This is a genomic window from Halomonas sp. 141, assembly GCF_002810305.1.
Classification (GTDB): Bacteria; Pseudomonadota; Gammaproteobacteria; order Pseudomonadales; family Halomonadaceae; genus Vreelandella; species Vreelandella stevensii.
In genome coordinates this window covers 14,108-32,086 of sequence record NZ_PINZ01000004.1, presented here as the reverse complement: position 1 = coordinate 32,086, position 17,979 = coordinate 14,108, and the positions used below count along the sequence as shown (strand labels likewise).

17 protein-coding genes are annotated in these 17,979 nt (G+C 57.3%); 1 reads left to right on the top strand and 16 read right to left on the bottom strand.

The features are described from left to right. Window positions 1–32: 32 nt before the first annotated feature. The 16 genes from CWI66_RS03120 to CWI66_RS03045 form a co-directional block, all read right to left on the bottom strand. A complete protein-coding gene (locus CWI66_RS03120; protein WP_100730908.1) occupies window positions 33–1,715 on the bottom strand; it encodes a methyl-accepting chemotaxis protein in 1,683 nt (560 codons plus the stop codon). Window positions 1,716–1,757: 42 nt separating this feature from the next. Next, the gene (locus CWI66_RS03115; protein WP_100730907.1) at window positions 1,758–2,819 is read right to left on the bottom strand and encodes a protein-glutamate methylesterase/protein-glutamine glutaminase; all 1,062 of its coding nucleotides are present in this window, start codon (window positions 2,817–2,819) and stop codon (window positions 1,758–1,760) included. A 79-nt stretch (window positions 2,820–2,898) separates the two neighbouring features. Beyond that, the gene (gene cheR / locus CWI66_RS03110) at window positions 2,899–3,771 is read right to left on the bottom strand and encodes a protein-glutamate O-methyltransferase CheR (protein WP_100730906.1); all 873 of its coding nucleotides are present in this window, start codon (window positions 3,769–3,771) and stop codon (window positions 2,899–2,901) included. Further along, window positions 3,768–5,930: a methyl-accepting chemotaxis protein gene (locus CWI66_RS03105; RefSeq protein ID WP_100730905.1), complete on the bottom strand. Its 2,163-nt coding sequence runs from the start codon at window positions 5,928–5,930 to the stop codon at window positions 3,768–3,770. The genes cheR and CWI66_RS03105 overlap by 4 nt, the downstream gene beginning before the upstream one ends. Before the next feature lie 73 nt (window positions 5,931–6,003). Beyond that, window positions 6,004–7,284, bottom strand: coding sequence for a methyl-accepting chemotaxis protein (locus CWI66_RS03100; RefSeq protein WP_232710722.1), 1,281 nt, complete (start codon window positions 7,282–7,284; stop codon window positions 6,004–6,006). Window positions 7,285–7,410: 126 nt separating this feature from the next. Then, window positions 7,411–7,911 (bottom strand): chemotaxis protein CheW, encoded by a 501-nt coding sequence (cheW, locus tag CWI66_RS03095; protein ID WP_081139197.1) that lies wholly within the window; start codon window positions 7,909–7,911, stop codon window positions 7,411–7,413. Further along, window positions 7,908–10,019 (bottom strand): chemotaxis protein CheA, encoded by a 2,112-nt coding sequence (gene cheA / locus CWI66_RS03090; RefSeq protein ID WP_100730903.1) that lies wholly within the window; start codon window positions 10,017–10,019, stop codon window positions 7,908–7,910. Before cheA ends, cheW begins: the two co-directional genes overlap by 4 nt. A gap of 43 nt (window positions 10,020–10,062) precedes the next feature. After that, window positions 10,063–10,983, bottom strand: a complete 921-nt coding sequence (motB, locus tag CWI66_RS03085) for a flagellar motor protein MotB (RefSeq protein WP_100730902.1) — start codon at window positions 10,981–10,983, stop codon at window positions 10,063–10,065. Next, a complete protein-coding gene (gene motA / locus CWI66_RS03080; RefSeq protein ID WP_100730901.1) occupies window positions 10,980–11,849 on the bottom strand; it encodes a flagellar motor stator protein MotA in 870 nt (289 codons plus the stop codon). The genes motB and motA overlap by 4 nt, the downstream gene beginning before the upstream one ends. A 223-nt stretch (window positions 11,850–12,072) precedes the next feature. Beyond that, entirely contained in the window at window positions 12,073–12,597 is a 525-nt protein-coding gene (gene flhC, locus CWI66_RS03075) for a flagellar transcriptional regulator FlhC (protein WP_016915715.1), read from the bottom strand. Beyond that, window positions 12,594–12,926 (bottom strand): flagellar transcriptional regulator FlhD, encoded by a 333-nt coding sequence (gene flhD / locus CWI66_RS03070; protein ID WP_081139194.1) that lies wholly within the window; start codon window positions 12,924–12,926, stop codon window positions 12,594–12,596. The genes flhC and flhD overlap by 4 nt, the downstream gene beginning before the upstream one ends. Window positions 12,927–13,033: 107 nt before the next feature. Beyond that, on the bottom strand, window positions 13,034–13,324 hold the full coding sequence (locus CWI66_RS03065) for an EscU/YscU/HrcU family type III secretion system export apparatus switch protein (RefSeq protein WP_081139193.1): 291 nt from the start codon (window positions 13,322–13,324) through the stop codon (window positions 13,034–13,036). Further along, complete coding sequence (locus CWI66_RS03060) at window positions 13,311–14,558, bottom strand: flagellar hook-length control protein FliK (protein WP_081139191.1); 1,248 nt, start codon at window positions 14,556–14,558, stop codon at window positions 13,311–13,313. The genes CWI66_RS03065 and CWI66_RS03060 overlap by 14 nt, the downstream gene beginning before the upstream one ends. Then, complete coding sequence (fliT, locus tag CWI66_RS03055; RefSeq protein ID WP_100730900.1) at window positions 14,555–14,959, bottom strand: flagellar protein FliT; 405 nt, start codon at window positions 14,957–14,959, stop codon at window positions 14,555–14,557. Before fliT ends, CWI66_RS03060 begins: the two co-directional genes overlap by 4 nt. Window positions 14,960–14,965: 6 nt before the next feature. Then, the gene (gene fliS / locus CWI66_RS03050; RefSeq protein WP_081139188.1) at window positions 14,966–15,382 is read right to left on the bottom strand and encodes a flagellar export chaperone FliS; all 417 of its coding nucleotides are present in this window, start codon (window positions 15,380–15,382) and stop codon (window positions 14,966–14,968) included. A gap of 174 nt (window positions 15,383–15,556) precedes the next feature. After that, window positions 15,557–17,248 (bottom strand): HD domain-containing phosphohydrolase, encoded by a 1,692-nt coding sequence (locus CWI66_RS03045; RefSeq protein ID WP_100730899.1) that lies wholly within the window; start codon window positions 17,246–17,248, stop codon window positions 15,557–15,559. Between the two features lie 253 nt (window positions 17,249–17,501). Here CWI66_RS03045 and CWI66_RS03040 point away from each other — a divergent pair, with 253 nt between their 5' ends. Next, a complete protein-coding gene (locus CWI66_RS03040) occupies window positions 17,502–17,852 on the top strand; it encodes a flagellar protein FlaG (RefSeq protein ID WP_016915708.1) in 351 nt (116 codons plus the stop codon). The last annotated feature ends 127 nt before the right edge of the window (window positions 17,853–17,979 follow it).

Below are 17,979 nucleotides of genomic sequence, written 5' to 3'. Positions count from 1 at the left end.
TATTTACAGGGGGACTGCTGATTCAGTCAGGGTTAAAACTCTTCCCACTCATCGTGGTGCTGTTGAGCAGCAACACGACGAGCTGGCGGGTTGGCGGCGGCCTTGGGCAGCGCCGACGTTGCCACGGACGCTGGCGCGTGAGTGCGCTCAGCCCGCGCATTGAGCACCTGAAAGACCGCAACGGCCTCTTCAAGGCGATTGGCCTGCTCCTCCAGCGAGGCTGCCGCTGCGGACGCCTGCTGAACGAGCGCGGCATTTTGTTGAGTCACTTGATCCATCTGGCCAACGGCCTGACTGACCTGCTCGATGCCATCACTCTGCTCTTGCGAGGCCGCCGATATCTCATCCATGATATCCGTGACACGCCGCACTGCCGTGACCACTTCCGTCATGGTCTGCCCTGCCTGCTCGACCAGCGAGGAGCCTTGCTGAATCTGGCTGACCGAGGCCTCGATGAGGGACTTGATCTCCTTGGCGGCGTCCGCACTGCGGCTGGCCAGATTACGTACTTCGCCAGCCACCACCGCGAAACCACGCCCCTGCTCACCCGCCCGCGCAGCTTCCACGGAAGCGTTCAACGCCAATATGTTGGTCTGGAAAGCAATCGAGTCGATCACACTGGTAATATCAGCCACTTTTTGCGAGCTGGTCGAAATACCGTGCATGGTTTGTACCACTTGTGCGACGACTTGCCCTCCCTGCTCGGCGGTAGTGGATGCATCTGCTGCCAACGTGCTGGCCTGGCGAGCATTATCGGCATTCTGCTTCACGGTGGCCGTCATCTGTTCCATGCTGGCCGCAGTTTGCTCGATGGAGGCGGCCTGCTGCTCGGTGCGGGAGGACAGGTCTGCGTTGCCGCTGGCAATTTCTCGAGTGCCGTGATGGATTGCCTGACTGCCCTCACGCACCCTCGACACGGTGGCACTCAAGTTCTGCTGCATGGTGGCCATGGCAGCGAACAGTCGACCTATCTCGTTCTTGCCCGCCTGGGGGAGCGGCTGGGTTAAATCGGCTTCGGCAATGCGTCCAAGGCGCGCAGCGGCATCGCTCAGCGGCCTGATCACCGTACGGCGCAGGCCAAGGTAGATGGCCAGTGCGACCAGCAGCGCGAGCCCCTCGGCAGCGATACTGATCGTGGTAAAGAGACTGCCTTGCGCCTGAGCGTCTTCACGTACGGCGCCCACGCGGCCAAAAGCATATTCGATAAACGCCGTGGTATTGGCAGCCAACTCGTCCAAGGGCTCGATCAACTCGCCGCGCAGGTGGTTGAAGGTAGAGATGTCCATGGTGTCGAAGCTGGCATGCTGCTCCTTGACCAACGCCAATACCCGCACGAAACTTTCATCCACCGCCCCCCCTAGCAACTCGCCCTCAGTGCTACGCGGTGTGGCCATGAAGTTCGTATAACGACGCTCGGCACGCTCCAGACGATTGGCAGCGATATCCACCTGCTCGTTGGATTGACGGGTCTGCCCCACCATCAGCAGGTTCGAAGCGGTTTCCAGCGCCAGCATGGCCTGGTTGAGCAGCGAGTCAGCGCGATTCAGCTCATTGAGCTGCTGATTGCCGATAAGATCCAGCGTGGCCAAATTGCTCTGTGCACTGCGGTCCGAGGCAATGCTCAAACCGGCAATCAGTAGAATCAAGCCCACGAAGCAGACTAGCGCGAAAATGACGGCCAGATGAATACTAAGGTTGCGCAGCAAACGTGTCATTGTTATGAATTCCCTTGGATCGTTTGTCTTGTCTCTAAGGCCTTAGACGCGCTGAGCGCGTCCAGAGGCGGCCACCAGCGCCATCATTTTCGATGGAATTTCATCCAGTGGCAGCACGTCCACCGCGCCCCCTACGGCGATGGCTTCACGGGGCATCCCGAACACCACACAGGTCTCTTCGTTCTGGGCAATGGTCGGGGCCCCTGCCTGACGCATTTCCAGCAGCCCCGCCGCCCCGTCCTTGCCCATACCAGTCAGGATCACACCTACCGCGTTTTTCCCTGCATGTTTGGCTGCAGAGTGGAACAAGACATCTACTGACGGGCGATGACGGTTCACCGGCGGACCATCATTGAGTCGCGCCACGTAGTTGGCACCGCTGCGCACCAGCTCCAGATGCTGATCTCCGGGGGCGATATAAGCATGGCCTGGCAGCACGCGCTCGCCATCGGTGGCTTCCTTGACGGTGATACGACACAGCCTGTCCAACCGCTCGGCAAACGAACGGGTGAAGCCACCGGGCATGTGCTGAGTGATCAGAATGGCAGGCGCATTGGCTGGCAAAGGCTCCAGCACGGCGCGGATTGCCTCGGTGCCCCCTGTGGAAGCGCCAATGATGATCAGCTTCTCACTGGAGATCATCGGCGCTTTGAGCTGGCTGGGTGGCGGGGTGTTCCTGTTACGCGCCTGTCGCGGCCGAGAGCGGGCCGCCGCGCGCAATTTTTCAGCGATTTCGTTGGCGTACTCCATCATGCCGCTACGAATACCCAGGCTCGGCTTGGCAACGAAGTCCAGCGCGCCCAGCTCCAATGCCCGCAAAGTGATCTCGGAACCACTCTGGGTCAACGAGGAAACCATCAGCACCGGCATGGGGCGCAAGCGCATCAGGCGCTCGAGAAAATCCAGCCCGTCCATACGCGGCATCTCGACATCCAGCGTCAAGACGTCCGGGTTGTGCTGTTTGATAAGGTCACGGGCCGCAATGGGGTCAGGGGCCACCGCGACCACTTCCATATCAGGCTGCGAGTTGATGATTTCGGTCAACAGGTCACGAATCAGCGCCGAGTCATCGACGCACAACACTCTGATCTTGGCTGCGCTCAAAGCACGCCTCCTTTAACAGTCGCCATTTCGGCATTACTCCTGTGGGCCGTGGCCGCACCAGCAGCGTCACACACAACGATCATCGTTTGGCAAGGGTATAGACGGTTTGTCCACGCAGCTTGAAAGCATCGCTGATGTAAGAGAAGTTTTCCGAGTGCCCAGCAAAGAGCAAACCATCAGGCTTCATCAGTGGTGCAAACCGTTTGAGTATTTTCGCCTGCGTATCTTTATCGAAATAAATCATAATGTTACGGCAAAAAATAGCATCAAAAGGGCCTTTGACAGGCCACTGCGGCGCCAGCAGGTTGAGCGGCATGAACTCGACCAGCGCAGACACCTCCGGCCGTACCCGGGCCAGCCCAATGTGGTTACCCGTGCCTTTCTGGAAAAACCGTTTCACGCGAGCTTCATCCAGTTTGCGCACCTGCTCCTGGGGGTAGATGCCACGGCGCGCCTTGGCGAGTGCCTCGGTGTCGATATCGGTGGCGATTACCTTGGCCTGTGACGCTCTGCCACCAAGGGTCTCCAGTAGCGTCATGGCAATCGAGTAGGGCTCTTCCCCCGTCGATGCCGCCGAACACCAGATGGTGATCGGCTCCTGCTTATGCTTGATATGCTCTGCGAGTAGTGGAAAGTGGTGTGACTCACGGAAAAAGGCCGTGAGGTTAGTGGTCAACGCATTCGTAAACGCCTCCCACTCCTTGGCGTCGGGCTGACGCTCAAGCCGCGAAAGGTAGTCGGTAAAGCGCGTCATGCCATGGTGGCGCAGCCGTTTGGCCAAGCGGCTATACACCATTTCACGCTTGTGCTCCGCCAGCACGATGCCTGCACGCTGATAAATAAGCTCACGAATACGCGTAAAGTCCGCATCGGTGAGTACCAGATCACGCTCCATCTGTCCGCTGGACGCCCACTGTCCGGCGTCGACTCCCCGTTCGCGTTGGTCTGTCAAAATGTTTCCCACTCCTCTACAGAAGCTATTGGCCGTTTCTTGACCGGCGCAGGCGGTTTAGCGTTGCCCGGTTGCGCAGTCATCGACGGCAGTCCAGCTGCCTGCTGGTGCTCACGTTGTGGCGACATCTCGCGATGTCCCGACAGGCGGAAAGCCTCGACCGACAGCGCCAGAAGCTCTGCCTGCTGCTCCAGCGCCAGCGCCGCTTGTGCCGTTTCCTGAACACGCAGTGCATTCTGCTGCGTCGCCTGGTCCATTTCGGCCACCGCCTGATTGACCTCGGCGATACCGCTGCTCTGTTCTTGGGAGGCTGCCGAAATGTCGTGCATGATTTGCGTGACGCTACGGGCAGCCTCAGCCACTTCGCTGATCGCGACTTCGGCCCTTTCAACCAGGCCCGCCCCTTCGCCCACTTGCTGACTCGAGTCATCAATCAGGCCGCGAATTTCCTGAGCCGCATCGGAACTACGTCCCGCCAGCTTGCGTACCTCTTCGGCCACGACGGCAAACCCACGCCCATGCTCTCCCGCTCGTGCCGCCTCGACAGACGCGTTGAGAGCCAGAATGTTGGTCTGGAAGGCAATGGAGTCAATGACATTGATAATGTCGGTCATTTTCTGCGAACTGTGCGTGATCCGCTGCATGTTATCGACCAACTGGGTCATCAACTCACCCGTTTGGGAAACCCTTGTTGCATTATTATCGGCCAGACGCCGTGCTTCTTGAGCGTTATCACTATTTTGACGAACGGTGGTGGTCATTTCCTCCATGCTGGACGCGGTCTGTTGCAGCGATGCCGCCTGCTGCTCCGTGCGTGAAGAAAGCGCTTCGTTACCGCTGGCAATTTGCTTGGCCGCCGGCGTGACCACATCAATGCCTGTCTTGACCTCGCCAATGATGCTGCTCAAGCTCTTGCGCATGGTGTCGAGAGCATCCATGAGCTGGCCTATTTCATCACGCCGTCTGGGCGGTACTCTGGCGGCAAGATTGCCGCCGGCAATCTGCAAGGTAAACCGCGAGGCTTGCTTCAGCGGTCGTGTAATGGAGCGCAGCGTCAGCAGGCTGATCACGATCAACAGTGCCAAGCCGGTGGCTAGCACACCGACCTGAGCGCTCAGCATGACGGTTTGTCCCCGCTCGGCCTCGGAGGCCATCACTTCCGCGGTTGCCTGCTTTTGGGCAATCAGTTCATTGACCAGGGAAGAGAGCGCCCGGCCATCCTCGTTCATGACACGGATCACGGCGTCCAGGCCGGTAAATGCCTGGTAGGTCTCTTCCGCTTGAAGCACACCCACTGCCTGGCGCATGCCATTATCCAGAAAGGCCTGCAGCTGTTCATCGAACTGGCTGGCCAGTGGCGTGGCATTCACCTCACGGCTGTAATAGGCCTGCCACACATCCGCCACCTGGGCAGCACTGGCTGCCACGGTATCCCCCATGTCGAAACGCTGGGTGATGAGCTGCATACGCTCGGGCTCGATCATCGACTGGCGCGTCTGAGCGATGGTCTGATCGATCTGTTGCAGCCGAATGACATCACGCAGGCCGTCGTTGTTCAGGCCCTCCAGGCGCTCACCCGCCACGTTCAAACCGTATAGCCCCAATCCACCGCTGGCGATCAGCAGGAGAGCCGCAATGCACACCATTCCTATCAGCTTGGCGCGAATGGTATCCAGACGCATACGTCTGACTCTGGCAACGAGCCCACGCTGGCGAACACGCCCTTTATCCAGATACAGGCGCTTGTTGCGCCCTTCACGAATGTCGCTGTAGTGCTGCTCCGCTTGTTGAATGGCTTCACGCGTTGCCTGCACACGCACCGAGGTGTAGCCCACCACCTGATCGTTTTCCACGATCGGCGTAACGCTGGCATCTACCCAGTAATGGTCGCCACTCTTGCACCGGTTCTTGACCAGCCCCCGCCAGGTATCGCCACGCTTCAGGGTACTCCACAGGTTTCCGAAGGCGGCGGCGGGCATATCAGGGTGGCGGATCAGGTTGTGAGGCGCGCCCATCAGTTCATCATGACGGTAGCCACTAATCTCGATAAAGGCCGGATTAGCGTAGGTAATACGCCCCTTGAGATCGGTGCGAGAAACGAGGAAGTCGTCCTGGCTCAACTCGACTTCGCGCTGAGTGACTGGCTGGTTGTTACGCATCTTACTGCCTTATTGTTAATTTTAGGCGCTTGGCGCTGGTTCAGGGCATTGGCTGTGCAGAAACTGGTTGTGCTTAAAACGCTTCCCACTCTTCCTGGGACGCCTTCCTTGTCAGTGCTGGGGCGGCCAACGCAGAGGCAGAAGGACGCTTCATCGGCTGAGACAGCACAGGCGCGGTAGATGGGGGAGCTGCCCCTTCCGCCACACGAAAGCGCTCCACCGCTTCACGTAACCTTGCTGCTTCGCTTTCCAGCTCGTTGGCGCTGCGTGCCGCTTGCTGCACCAGCTGAGCGTTCTGCTGAACGACTTGATCCATCTGGGCAACCGCCTGGTTCACTTGCCCGATGCCGTTGCTTTGCTCTTCAGAAGCTGCCGCAATCTCATCCATGATGTCACTGACCCGCTGTACCGCGGTGACCAGATCCTGCATGGTCTGGCCCGCCTGATTGACGCGCTGGGTGCCCGTATCCACTTTACCCAATGACGTATCGATCAGTGTGCGAATCTCTTTGGCTGCGTTGGCACTGCGGCTGGCCAGGCTGCGCACCTCCTGGGCCACGACGGCAAACCCCTTGCCATGTTCACCTGCCCGCGCGGCTTCTACCGAGGCATTGAGCGCGAGAATATTGGTCTGAAAAGCGATGTTATCGATCACCGTAATGATGTCCGCCACCTGGTGCGAGCTGGCGCTGATATCCTGCATGGTCTCGACGATTTGCCCCACTTCTTCCCCGCTACGCCGCGCGGTCAGGGTCGCATCGCCCGCCAGTTGACTCGCCTGGCGGGCATTGTCGGCATTATGGCTGACGGTGGAGGCGAGCTGCTCCATGCTGGAAGCCGTCTCCTCAAGGGAAGAGGCTTGCTGCTCGGTACGCGAGGAGAGGTCATTATTACCATTGGCAATGTGCTGGGAGCGCTCGAAGATGGTGGTTCCACTACGCCGAACGACCCCCACCGTTTCCGAAAGCGCTGCCTGCATGTGCGCCATGGCGCTGTAGAGCTTGCCGATTTCACTCTTGCCTGGCGAGGTGATCTGCTGATTCAAATCGCCCTGAGCCATGCGTTCGAAGTAGCCCACCAGGCGATCCAGTGGACGCAAAACGTTGACCGTGACGCCCCACAATACGATGACAACAGTGGCAATCGTCATTAACACGATGGCAATGAGCGCCCAGCGGATACGCTCGGCAAAGGCCGTAAATGCCTGCTGCTGCGCCTGGGCGTCCGCCGTTGCCTGAACCAGCGTAGCGCCATGATGAAGCGCGTAAAGGCCAATACCACAGGCCAGCACGACCAGCAGTGAAAAGGTGGCCAACACCAACCCCCAACTAAGACGCACCGTCATATTACTCATCAGTTGACGCACTAGCTGTGTCACACGCATTACTCCAAACGCCACCATACCGGCGAGTGCTGTCCCTGGCGCCAAGGCGGGTTAGCTGGAACAAAACGGGCACGCTCCCTGTGCCCATCTCGAGTATTAGTGATGGCTCGTACTGTCCACCAACGCCATCTCTTCACTGGTCAGCAGTTTGTCGATATCTACCAGCACCAACATCCGGTCATCCAAACTGCCCAAGCCGCTCAGGAAGTCGGAGGAGAGCGTCACCCCAAACTCAGGTGCAGGTTTGATCTGGTCAGGCACGAGCGTCATCACATCCGAAACACCATCGACCACGATACCAACAATGCGATCGGCAACATTGACCACGATCACAACTGTTTGACCACCGTACTCCACATTCTCGAGATGGAACTTGATGCGCAGGTCGACGATGGGCACGATGACCCCGCGAAGGTTCGTAACTCCCTTGATAAAATCGGGTGCGTTCGCAATACGGGTCACGTTTTCATAGCCCCGAATTTCCTGAACCTTCAGGATATCGATGGCGTACTCTTCATCCCCGAGTGAAAACACCAGGAATTCGCGGTTTTCTGCTTCAGCAGCGGCTAACACTGCTACGTTGGATGAATGACTCATGACGGCTCAGCCTCTTTGTAATAAGAGAGATGGGGTTGATTAGCGGTTTTACCTGCTTCTTTTTTCGCCCGGCTCAAGCGATGCAAGCCGGTAATGTCGAGAATCAACGCAACGCTACCGTCCCCCAGGATGGTAGCGGCCGATACGCCCGGCACCTTGCGGTAATTGTCTTCCAGATTCTTGACGACGACCTGCTGCTGGCCGATCAGCTCATCGACCAACATGGCATAGCGACGTCCTTCTCCCTGCACGATGACGGCAATGCTTTGGGTGGGGTCAGTGATGGCATTTTCGACATCCAGTACTTCATGAATGGCGATGACCGGCAGATACTCGTCGCGCACCTTGAGTACCACGTCATCCCCTGCCATGGCGTACATGTCCCCTTTGGCGGGCTGTAGCGACTCCAACACGGTGGATAGCGGCAGAATGAACGTCTCATTGCCTACCTTGATGGACATGCCGTCCAGAATGGCCAGGGTCAGCGGCAACACGATGCGTGTATTGGTGCCTTCGCCTTTTTTCGACTGGATTTCGACACGTCCACCCATGCCCTGGATGTTACGTTTGACCACATCCATGCCAACGCCACGACCAGAGACATCGGTCACCTCCTTGGCAGTGGAGAAGCCGGGCGCAAAAATGAGCTGGAACACCTCTTCATCGGACATCGTATCCGACACGTTGAGGCCATTTTCACGCGCCTTGGCCAACAGCCGATCACGGTCCATGCCTGCACCGTCATCACGCACTTCGATCAGAATGTTCCCGCCCTGGTGGCGCGCCGAAAGCACCAGCTTGCCCACACGCGGTTTGCCCAGCGATTCACGCACATCCGGCATTTCCACACCGTGATCCAGGCTATTACGCACCAGGTGTGTCAGCGGGTCGGTGATGCGTTCTACCAGGCTCTTGTCCAGCTCGGTGGACTTGCCTTCGGTGATCAGCTCGATCTCTTTGCCCAGCTTGCTGGCCGTATCACGCACAACCCTTGGGAAGCGGCTGAATACGAACTCCATGGGAATCATGCGGATCGACATGACGGCTTCCTGGAGGTCACGGGCATTACGCTGCAGCAGGCTCATGCCGTTCTGCAAGGAACTGTTGCTGACCGATTGACCTTCCAGGTCACTCACCGTCTGATCCAGCATCGACTGAGTAATGATCAGCTCGCCGACAAGGTTGATGATCTGATCCACCTTATCGACCGATACACGGATCGACGAGCTTTCGGCAGCCGTCTTTTTGGGCGCCTGATCGGCAGGTTTCTTGGTCGCTGCCTTGGCAGCCGCTGGCTTGGCGGGCGCAGGCGCCTTGGTGACGGTAGCGCTGTCCTGCTGAGCGGGCTCGGCCACAGGTGCTGGCGGTTCACCGGCAGCCGCAGGAGCACTGGCAGCCAATGCCGTGATGTCGATCTGATCCGACTCGATGATAAAGCACATCACGGCCTCGATGTCGTCGGCGCTGACGCCTCCCGACAGGATGACTTCGTAGCGCTTTTCATCACCCGACTGGGACTCTACGTCACCCAGCTGCTCCAACTCTTCTACCAGCAGCAGGCGGTCTTTCTCACCGACATTGAGAAGGGCCACCTTGAGGCGATGCTCGCCTGCCGGGCTCTCCTCTTCACTATCCCCTGCACTACTGTCGACAGAAGGAGTCGCCTCTTTGGCAAACGCTTCTTCTGCCTTGGGAGCGGCTGGCGCATCCAGCGTTTTGCCAATTTCTTCCAGCGCAATTTGCTGCAGTGTCTCGCAGATGCGCTCATAAGCTTCCTGGTTCGGCTCTTCCTCATTGCGATAGGCATTGAGTTGCTCATGCATGATGTCTTTAGCCTCCAGAAAGGTATCAACGAGGTCTGCGCGCAGCGCAAGCTCGCCCTTGCGCGCGTGATCCAGCAGGTTTTCAAAAATATGCGTGGTTTTTTGCAGCACGCTGAAACCAAAGGTACCTGCACCTCCTTTGATGGAGTGCGCCGCGCGGAAAATAGCGTTCAGCTGCTCGCCATCCGGATTATCGACATCCAGTTCCAACAAGTGCTGCTCCATATCCGCCAGCAGCTCCTCGGCTTCTTCAAAGAAGGTGTCAAAAAAATCCGCTATGTCCATGCACCGCTCCACTTGAACGTCATCATTATGTGGCAAGCCAGGCTCATGGGCTGTCGCTGGCTTGCGGTATGTTTTGTTGCAAAAGATCTTCCGGCACACTCTCGGTCGAAAACGGCATGCTAGGCGCTAAAACACCCGGGTTACGTATCGCCTCGGCGATTTCCGGCAGCAGCACCACAAGTTCGATACGTCGATTGATGGGATCCGTCGGCGTAGTGTCCGCGAGCAGCACTCGGTCTGCAAAGCCCGATACGCGCAGCAGTTGATCTGGATCAAGCCCTCCCGCCACCAACTCACGGCGTGATGCATTGGCGCGGTCATTGGAGAGCTCCCAGTTACTGTAACCACGGTATCCGCCTGCATACGGAACGCTGTCCGTGTGCCCGCTGATACTCAAGTCATTCGGCAAATCATTGAGTAGCGGCGCCATGGTGCGTAACAAACTACGCATGTAAGGGGCTACCTGATCGCTACCCAGCTCGAACATTGGCCGCTGCGCGGTATCCAGCAACTGGATACGTAGGCCTTCACGCGTCAGATCGAAACGCATCTGGTTACGATACTCACGCAGATCGGGATCACGCTCGATTGCCCGCTCTATACGCGTTTGCAAATCTTCAAAGAAACGACGCTCTTGCGCACTGGGCCGCGTTTGCTGCAAGACGTCGATCCGTGCACGCTCGCCATCACTATGGGTGGGGTCCGGCCCGCCGCCCGGGATAACACGGGTGCTCCCCGAACGATCACCACCGGTAATCGCCGTGACCAGCGGCGTACTGAAATACTCGGCAACGCCTCTGCGCGTCTCTTCACTGGATACACTAAGAATCCACATGACGAGGAACAGCGCCATCAACGCCGTCATGAAATCTGCCAGTGCGATTTTCCATGCCCCTCCATGGTGGGCATGGACCACCTTTTTGCGCCGGATGACGATCGGGCGCTTATCCCCCCCCTTACTCATGCATTACCGCCCTTTTTGGCATCGCGCACGTACTCCTCCAGTTCAGAGAAGCTGGGGCGCTCGGTGCTGTGCAACGCCTTGCGCCCAAACTCGACCGCCAACTGTGGAGCATAGCCGTGCAAGCTGGCCAACAGCGTCACGCGAATGCACTGAAGCATTTTTTCAGCTTCCTTGGCCTGGCGATCGGCATAACTGGCAATCGGACTGATGAAGCCATAGCCCATCAAAATACCGAGGAAGGTGCCCACCAACGCCATGGCGATCATTTGCCCCATCTGTTCTGCCGTAGCGTCCGCATAGGTCAACGCCTTGATAACCCCCATGACGGCTGCCACGATACCAAAAGCAGGCATGGCATCTCCCACTTTGGCAATCGCATCAATAGGGATGTGCGCCTCTTGCTCGAAGACTTCGATTTCGTGGAGCATCAGCTCATCGATTTCCATGGGCTCCATGCCGCCGCTGACCATCAAGCGCAGGTAATCCGTCAGGAAATCCATGATATGAGAGTCGGCCAGTACGTCAGGATGCTCTTGAAATAGCGGGCTCTCCTTGGGATTGTCTATATCGCGCTCGATCCCCAGCATGCCCTCTCGACGCACCTTGGACAGAATCTTGTACTGCAGAGCCATGAGTTCCATGTACAAGGCCTTGTTGTACTTCTTGGTACGCTTGAGCCTTGGCAAAATCTTGAACGTGGCCTTGATCGCCTTACCGTTGTTGGCCGCCAGGAACGCCCCCACGCCAGCGCCTCCAATGATCAGTAGCTCCAGGGGCTGATAGAGAGGCCCCAGGCTACCGCCGGCCATCACATAGCCACCAAAGACGCAGAACAAGACAACGACATAACCCAGGAGAATCAGCACAAGCAGTGTCCTTGCGATATGAGTGGTTTATCAACAGAGCCGTACTCGACACCCAACCAAAAGATGCAGGCAGCCCTATCTACAATGCAGCTTAGGTCTATCATACTCAGGTGACAGCACGATTTAATGAGAAAGTATCAACGACTTTTACCGCTATCTATGCGTTAAAACGCAGTTTATTGCTTTTGTTCACGGCCGCCAGAGGTGTGACAATTTTATACGTTCAACGCCCTGATTTGCGTGTTTTGCCGGCCCGCGAGGGGGGCTGGCAAATACCACACACGTAGTCATGAACGGGACTATGGGCATGTGCCACGAAGCGGCCCTCACAACGAGTGCAAGTGGTCAATTGCAGCAGGTCGCTTTCGAAAAAACGCACCAGCGTCCACGCTCTCGTTAGACCCAACACCGACTCTGCACCCTCGAGCGATACCTGCTCTTCATATAACCGGTACGCTTTGACGAAAGCGTCGATACGTTCACACTCCGTACCTTCGAGCAAGCCAAGATAAATATTATAAAACAGTGATGAGTGCACATTCGGCAGCCAAGTGACGAACCAGTCTGCCGAAAAAGGCAACATGCCTTTGGGTGGCGACATGCCACGCACTTCCTTATAGAGCTTGATCAAACGGGTACGACTCAACTCCGTTTCCGTCTCCAGCACTTGTAGACGAGCACCCAGCTCGATCAGCTCAATGGCCAGCTGCACCTGATGCATTTCATCCACAAGGCTCTTTTGACTCACTTCGACTCTCCTGACGATAGTGAGGAAAAAGGCTCACAGGCAGATAGCAGTGAAGCATGCAATCCTGCCAACCCCTGATCTCGCGGGTTGTCCAGAACCTGACACAGCCGCTCGCCGCTGGCATGACTGAAGCGACAGACCAACTGGTTGCTGCGGGCCAGCTTGGTGAGTTGCCAGGCATTCAGTGAGACCAACAGATCTGCCAGCTCACCGTCAATTTTGAGACGAAACATGGCCGCCTCCCGATCTTCGCTCAACAGGCGCTGAGCAAGCAGAAGGTAAGCGAGGTTTATCTCTTGTATTTCATCAAGAAAGCTTGTTTGACTCATAGTGTCCCATCGAACGACCCAGGCGCATCGTTATGACCGTTATAGTGGCGCCATTGATGACTTTTTTCTTTACCTCGCATCATGGTTGCATACAACGACTGCATTGGCTACTTGCGCCTTTCACGCTGACTCAGCTCGCCGTCTGATAATTCGAACACCCACACCAGTAGCTCCGCCACCACTTGATACAGGCTGGCAGGGATCTCAGTATCCAACTCCAACTGCATCAGCAAGGCAACGAGTTCAGGCGCATCGTGGACGTAGATACCCTGCCGCTGGGCTTCTGCCATGATTCTGTCAGCCAAATCACCGTACCCTTTTGCCACTACGCGCGGCGCCTGCTCCCCCTCCTTGTAGGCCAGCGCAACGGCTTGGCGCCGACGCTCACCGGGCAACATCGGAAGGCTCCTCAGGTGGAATATAGCGAGCGTTGACCTGCACTTTGGCAAAATCCAGCGCTTTCAAACGCTGCTCCAAGCGATCAAGCCCGCTATTGAGCCGCTCATACGTTTCCAGGCTACCAGCGGTCAAATCAATGCTCAGCACCTGTTTATGCAGCCAAAGCGCAACACTAAAGACCCCCAACTCCGGCACATCGAGCTGTATTTCTGAGCGCCACTCAGACGGAGCGTCATCGGCGGGCTGCTTTTCATCATGCGTGTCACGCCCAGGCAGGTTAACGACGAGGGCCATGAAGATACCGGCCCATACGTCACCCTCCCAACGTAGTGTCGGGGTGACCAGCATTTCCAGCTGTTGACGCACCACTCCCTGCAAGCTGTCATGCACCACTTCTCTCACACTCCGAGAAGCCATTTCCTGCTCCGTAACCACCGTGGCTGGCTGAGCGCTGGTTGCTTCTCGGCGTTCGACCACAAAGAGGGGGTCAGGCTGGGTGGTCGGGACGGCAGGCGTCGAGGGCACCGCCATGGCAGAAGAAGCGACGGGGAGAGGCAGCGGCCGGTCTAACAGAGCAGCGGTTCCCTTGAGGGGGACCAGAGGATATTCGGGCAGGATCGCCAAGGGCCTGCCTTGGGACGAGGGTACACCCAAGGGCGTACCCTGCGTCGCCAAGGGCGCCATACCTGGCAGGGGCAGAGCCGTAGGGCGCGGCCCCGGCTGCATCTGTGGCTCACGCAACAGTTGCTGAAGGGACATCTCACCCTGAAACCAGCGCTTGAGGTGTGATTCGTAAAATAACCCGCTGTCACGGATACTACCTTCCAGACGACTCGCCAACAGCGTGGTCGACGGCGACTCCTGAGGTGATAACAAGGGGGCTGTCGGCCTGATGGCGGCAGGAGGCGCAGGAAAGCGCAATAACACATCGGCAATCGTACGTGCCGCAGGACTGAAGTGCGTTTGCGTTGAGCTGGGCGTTGCGTTTTGCGTCGGCTCCCCGGCGGGAGGCTGCCGCAGCCCGTCCACAGCCCCCGGCAAGCGCCGCAGATCCCCCAGAACCGGGGGTAAAGGCCGTCCATCCAGACTAGCATCGCCCTGCAAGGCTCTTGGCCCTTCGCCTGGCGACACTGGTTGAACCGGCGAATTCAAGGCACGCTGAGAGGACGCCTCAGCTTGCCGACCCAGCACCTGATGTAACAGTGTATCGATGAGCGGCGTAATGCCGCTCACGAGACACCCTCATCCTTTTCGGCATCCACAGGGAAAGCACTGTTCCCCTGCTGAGGGGCATAAGCGCGATGCAAATCTCGCTGCCGCTGCGTCACACTGATTAATTTACCGAGTTCATCTCGTCTGGCAACCAGGCGACGGCGAATGTCTACATCATGCTCCAGGATCTGCTCAAGCAACTCCGCTTTGCGCCGCTTGCTGTCATCATCCAACCGAACCATGCTGTCCAATTCACGCAACTTTTCCACCAGCATTACGTAGTTGCTACGCTGCTCGATCAGCTCTGCCCATTGTTCTTTATCTGCAAGCTCATGCATATAGCGCACACTCGCCAGCAGCCTTGCATAGGCATCAATGAGCGCTTGCCTGGAGTTGTCATGAGCCGTTTCGGAAGCTGTCATATTGCCTCACGCACTTTGCCGTTGACCAATTTCACGCCATGCAGAGGCAATGTCCTCGAGCAGCTGCTCCGCCTGACTTAGGCTCTCTTCATCGTTACGCAGATTCGCAGCTAACAGCAAACGGGCAATATAGTCATACAGCGATGCCAATTGCTCAGCAATTTCGCCACCTTTTTCCTGGTCCAGCGCGGCGGCCAGGCCATTATTGACGATATCCAGCGCCTTGGAGATGGATTTACCTTTCTCCACCGTGTTGCCCGCCTGCATGTGAATGCGGGCTGCACGAATCGCCGCCTGTGCGCCATCGAAAAGCATGACGATCAGCTGGTGTGGGTCCGCCGACATGACACCACTTTCCACGCCGACCCGGGCATAAGCGCCTGCTCCACGACCGTAGGCTGCACCGCTGCGAGTATAGGTCATCAGAGGGCCCTCCTTGTAAAAGCAGCAGCCGACAAAGGGCGATACGCTGCTGGATAATTGAGACTTGGCATAATTGCTCGCTAACTGACATATCGGCGCCCTGTCAGCAGACTTTAATGAGTACCGACACTATTTCATTGACGACAGGTGACTTTCCAAAGGTGCGGTACGGGCTCAAGTAGAGACAGCAACTTCTCGCATCGGCTTACCAAGCCGCTCACGCACATCACCCCGCACGCTTCCAAGCAAGTTTTCACGCATGGGTGGCTCCGCCTGCTGGGTCAACGCCACTTCAAAAGGTGCGCCTGCGTCATCCAGGCGAACAATCCATCCCAGCTGTTCGCTGGAAAACAGCACGAGCGAGCCAATGGGTAACGTTTTGAAGCGCTCGATGTAGCGCTTGATCCATCGCACATCAAACTGATGAGGATGATTCAACAGGTGTCGATAGATCTGCTGGGCAGTTCGCGCCGGTCGGTCCGGCCGATCCCGCCTCATCGCTTCCACTACATCCACCACGGCACTCGCTTTAGCCAGCTCAGTGATATCGCTCCCGGTCAGCCCATCAGGATAGCCACTACCATCGAGGCGCTCGTTAATGCCACCAATGACCGCCTGCGCCACCGTGGCAGATAACCACTGGCAAGTCTTCAATCGAGCCATTAGCAGCGACACATGCTCACTCAACATGTGGCGATGACAGGGCTCGAAATTGGGCGCCTTGAAGACCACCTGAGGTATCAGCGCTTTCCCCAGATCATGCACCAGACCACTGGCAACGATTGCCTTGCGCACATCACGCGGCACATTTTCGCCCACCAGATCCAGCAGATGAACCGCTACGGCAATACCATGCCGCACCAACAGTGGCTCCATGGACAAGCAGCGCGACGCGAACAGCAGCGCCTCGCGATCCTCTTCATGAAGCTGCAGAATACGGTCGGCATTGCGCGATAGCTGTCGTGAGTCAACATCATGGCCTTGTGTCAGCATCAGCAACTGAGCATCCAGATAGGCTGCCACTTTAACCACACGCCTTGCCATTGGCGTCGCGTAACGACGAATGTCACGCCGCCCCACCTGCTCACCGTTTGGCACACGCTTACCAGGCTGTGCGAACAGCGGAGAGGGCTGACGCTCCTCCTGGGCTTCCTTCTTGTAGCGAGCAGCCTCCCGCTCGATTTCGCATACGAAGTACCAGATCTGCCGCTCTTGCTCGGAGGTGCAGCCTGCAAAACGAAAGCCAACGCGTAACAGGTGACGCTCTGGATCCATTTTTTGATGGCGAGCGATAGCATGCACTTCGAACTGAGTACCGTCTGGAAATGCCAACACCAGACGCATGGGCTCCGATGACTCGGCTAGCACGCCGCTCGCTGTCAACGGCAGTTCAAGCTGACACCCATCCTGAGAGAGGTCTCGCAACTCGCCTGGCGCTCCTTCTTCGCCTGCGCCATAAACGGTCGCGGAGACCACCATGCCCATACGCAGCTCAGCGCGATATGACTCACGCCGCTGAAGCACATCTACGGAGTCCGGATATTCACTGCAGCATAAAAAACGCCCACCAGAACGGCGCGTTTCGGTGAGGGCAAGCAGCGGTGTACGCAACACCTTGCCTTGAGATTGCCCCCGCAGAAAGAAACGCTCGCCTTGCTCCAAGCGATACAGCAAATAGTCAACGGAAGACAAGTCCATTACCAGCGTCTCACCCTCGTGCTGCTCCATTAATACAATGGGCTCTGGACGCGCCTCCGGGGTATCAAGGCAAAGCGACACCCCACCACCCTCTATCATGGTATTCAGCAGAGAACTGATGGCGGATGGATTTGAAATACGTTCATACTCATCTTGCTGGACTGCCATGCGTGCCTCGCTTTCACAGCCGCGGTGGTCATGTGAACCCACCCTTGATATAAGGGAACCGAGCATAGCAGAAGCCCCAATGGCTCCGCATGCCGATTACTGCCTATCAGGCTTTTCTTTTTGTCTATACTGAAAAAGATAAAGTTTGTGAACATCTCGCCGATAACTCTGTTGGAGCCTATCCAACACCTGCATCGGCCTCTAAGTTTACGTTACCCAGCCTTGAATGGCTTAGCAAAGAGGAACGTTGTTTATGGGCCCACTGCCAATCGACCTAGCGGTCGCCACGTCAAGTATTCCCGGCTCACAGGAGCGACCAATACGCACGCCTCCCGAGCTGACCGCCCCCACCCAGGAGGAACATCAGTCGTTGGCATTGAGCACGACAAGGGAAGAACTCCTGGAACCGATACAGCGTATCAATGAAGCCATGAGGGCACGCGGACTCGAGTTCGATATCAGCGAGGACTCCTCACGCATCATTACCCGCGTCATCGACAGCGAAACCGGCGATGTCATTCGCCAAATTCCTGCCGAGGAGGTCATTACGATGGCAGAGCGACTGGGAGAGCTACAGGGCAACCTGATTTCCTTGAACGTATGACGTTGCCAGCGCTCTTTTGCGCTGGCAACGTCATAACACAGTGAACCTCACGATAGCTACAGGACAAAACACTAAAAAATAGCGCATCCTACGGATGGCGCTTTCTAGCGTTGCGGCACCACAGCAT

Bases quoted from the DNA above. Each gene is read 5' to 3' on its own strand.
- CWI66_RS03040 (WP_016915708.1), top strand. From the start codon at position 17,502: ATGGGCCCACTGCCAATCGACCTAGCGGTCGCCACGTCAAGTATTCCC.
- cheA (WP_100730903.1), bottom strand. From the start codon at position 10,019: ATGGACATAGCGGATTTTTTTGACACCTTCTTTGAAGAAGCCGAGGAG.
- CWI66_RS03045 (WP_100730899.1), bottom strand. From the start codon at position 17,248: ATGGCAGTCCAGCAAGATGAGTATGAACGTATTTCAAATCCATCCGCC.
- fliS (WP_081139188.1), bottom strand. From the start codon at position 15,382: ATGACCTATACTCGCAGCGGTGCAGCCTACGGTCGTGGAGCAGGCGCT.
- CWI66_RS03100 (WP_232710722.1), bottom strand. From the start codon at position 7,284: ATGAGTAATATGACGGTGCGTCTTAGTTGGGGGTTGGTGTTGGCCACC.
- CWI66_RS03065 (WP_081139193.1), bottom strand. From the start codon at position 13,324: ATGTTGCCCGGTGAGCGTCGGCGCCAAGCCGTTGCGCTGGCCTACAAG.
- CWI66_RS03120 (WP_100730908.1), bottom strand. From the start codon at position 1,715: ATGACACGTTTGCTGCGCAACCTTAGTATTCATCTGGCCGTCATTTTC.
- CWI66_RS03105 (WP_100730905.1), bottom strand. From the start codon at position 5,930: ATGCGTAACAACCAGCCAGTCACTCAGCGCGAAGTCGAGTTGAGCCAG.
- fliT (WP_100730900.1), bottom strand. From the start codon at position 14,959: ATGACAGCTTCCGAAACGGCTCATGACAACTCCAGGCAAGCGCTCATT.
- cheW (WP_081139197.1), bottom strand. From the start codon at position 7,911: ATGAGTCATTCATCCAACGTAGCAGTGTTAGCCGCTGCTGAAGCAGAA.
- motB (WP_100730902.1), bottom strand. From the start codon at position 10,983: ATGAGTAAGGGGGGGGATAAGCGCCCGATCGTCATCCGGCGCAAAAAG.
- flhD (WP_081139194.1), bottom strand. From the start codon at position 12,926: ATGAGTCAAACAAGCTTTCTTGATGAAATACAAGAGATAAACCTCGCT.